General features: G+C 29.2%; 1 protein-coding gene. It reads right to left on the minus strand.

The window, feature by feature from the left end:
* Window positions 1-198: 198 nt before the first annotated feature.
* On the minus strand, window positions 199-2,592 hold the full coding sequence (locus Q4534_RS23990) for an AAA family ATPase (protein WP_303615698.1): 2,394 nt from the start codon (window positions 2,590-2,592) through the stop codon (window positions 199-201).
* Between the last annotated feature and the right edge of the window lie 128 nt (window positions 2,593-2,720).

Raw genomic sequence — 2,720 nt, forward strand, 5'->3', positions numbered from 1 at the left:
CGGTGGGTCGGTTCCACCATCTTATAAACAGTTGCGTAACGATTTTCAGCCGTTCGTTACTCTCGGCACACATAAGAATAGCAGCGGATTTTCACGCACTAACTTTTCGGTTAAACACAGACCTTTTTTATATTTACTTACTTTCGTTTTAGCGATTAAACCGCTATTATTTTTATACATTGTTGTAGCCAGTACTTATTACTCCGCTGTATTTAATTCGTTTATCATTTGGAAATGTATACCATCAAAAAAATCAATTATTGACAAGCAGTCTTTTGAAATTGAATCTAATGTCTGGTTAGCTATAAAATTGGTGTTTTCAAGCTGTTGCATATTCCCGTGTGAAAAATTATCGCAAACATTGTTAATCATTTGAAGCTTATCCTTTATGTTTTCATTGGTTATAGAATCCACGGTCATTAATGGTAATGAGCTAAAGTCAATATAATCTTTAATGAAATCATCCAATCCAGGAGATTGGTTTACGTTTTTTGCTCTGGTTAATTTAGCATACTTGAAACTGAAAAAAGTTTCTAAAACTCTTCTTATATAGTTTGGTAAATATTTCCTTGCTTCATCATAGTTTTTATCATTCTCTTCTATAAAAGAACTTATACTTTCAATCATATAATAATAAGGAGTCTGAAAGTTTTGCAAACTCTTAGGTAAAATGTCAATATTTCCATTAGAAATGAGATAACAACTTTTTCCTTTTCGAAATGATGGGTAAATGTATTTCAGAAAGAAGAAATTATGGCTTAATATAAATAATTGCTTATAATCATGAAACGTGTCGTAAATTAAAGATGCCGTGTTATAAATACGATTATCATCGAGACTTGAAATAGGGTCGTCTATTACAATGATTGTCTGACTAGGATTCTTGGTTTCAATTGTAACTTTACTTAAAAAATAAGAAAAAGCTAGGGCTGTTTTTTCTCCTTCGCTTAATGTGTTCCTTAAGCGTGATTTAATCTGAGATTGAGATTTATACTTTACAAGAATATTATTTCCTTCACTTTCTTCATTTAAATCAATTGTAAAGTGATTTATACCAAGTCTAATCAAAAACTCACCGACCTTTTTAGCTTCAAGCTTTAAATCTTTGAGCCTTTGAACTTTTTCTTCCTGTAATACTTCAATTTCTTTTTCTGTTTTAATTCGTAATTCACAATTTGAATGGTACTTTTCAACTCCGTTTAATTTAGAGTTTAGACTCTTATAAACTAATGATTTATAGATGCCTCTAATAGTAGATTCTATCTCGCTTGGAGATTTAATCTTTGATAATAAATTTTCTTTTAAGGATTCAACATATGAACTTAATTCTTCCATCACTTGATTGTGATTCATTAGACGAGTTCTAATATCAGAGAAATCGAAAGTTATGTTTTTATTAGAATTGTTTTTCTTTTTATTTAATCCGTCTTTTATCTCACTCAGCGATCTTTCAAGTTCAATTGTTGAAAACTCGCTTGGACTATGATTGATAAAATCAGAATATTTAATATATAGTTTTAAAAGCTTTTCGTAATTCGTATTGGTTTCTTTAATTGTTTTGATTTGCTGTTCTATTAAAGAAATCTGTTCGTCAATTTTGGTAATAAAAACCTCATATTCTTTATCGAAATACGCAGAAAATGAGTTGACTAAATCAATATAAGAATCATTTATATTTGAATCGCAAAGAGGGCATTTTTTGTTTTGAATAGAGCTAATCTTTTTGAACAACTCATTACCAAATTTATACCATGGTTCAACTTTTCTAACATCATCTTCTTCAACAATTTCTTGGTAATCTGATATTTTCTTTGTTAAAGAATCTGTTGCTATTTTAGACACAGAATCCTGAAACACTTTATTAATATCAGATTTAAGAATTTTAATCTGAGGAAAAGTCAATTGAGAAAAGCTTTGAATATCTTCTTCAAGGCTTTTTTGATTTTTTGAAAGTTTATGCTCTTTAATTTTAAGATTTAGTTTCTCTTGTAACTGTTCTACAGAATCAGTAGGAACAGAACTTGCATCAGGTAACTTTTTATCTATTGATAATTGTTTGTTTGCGAAATGCTTTCTGAAATCTGAGTTATAATCCTTTTTTATTTGAGAGAAGTCCTCTTCAGCTTTTTTAATTTTTTTATTAATTCCTTTTATTATTTCTTCCTTAGTTTCAATATTATCAGTAATTTTTTTTATTTCAGGGTCATTAAGTTCTGTAGAAGAAACATTGAATTTTTTCAGATTTCCTTTAGTTCCATCATAAACATGGTCAGAAATAAAATTGGAATTAAAAACAAATATATTCCTATTATTTTGGCTTTCAGTAGGTGGATATGTAAGTTTTTGATTGTTTCCAGTAGCTATTTTTATTTTACTAGAATCATGATTTTTTAAATCTTGAAATAATTCCTTTTTCTTGTCCTCAGAGTAGTTAGATTTTGAAGTTACTAAGTTGAAAATATTTGATAAAGAAGTTTTTCCTGAACCATTAAAGCCAAATATGAAGTTGTATTTTTGAAATTCAGGGGTATCATTCCATTGAAAAGAATCAAAGCAACTAATTTTTTCAATGTGTTCTATATTCTTTATCATACTTTCAATTTAGTAGGATGTCTTTTTTTTTGTATTGGCTACAACGTGATTGTGTCGAGTAGGCAAGGGGAATTTCGCCCCGAGCCTCTCACAGAACCGTACGTGATAGTCTCCCATCATACGGCTCT

This window comes from Cyclobacterium sp. 1_MG-2023, from assembly GCF_030546805.1.
Lineage (GTDB): Bacteria > Bacteroidota > Bacteroidia > Cytophagales > Cyclobacteriaceae > Cyclobacterium.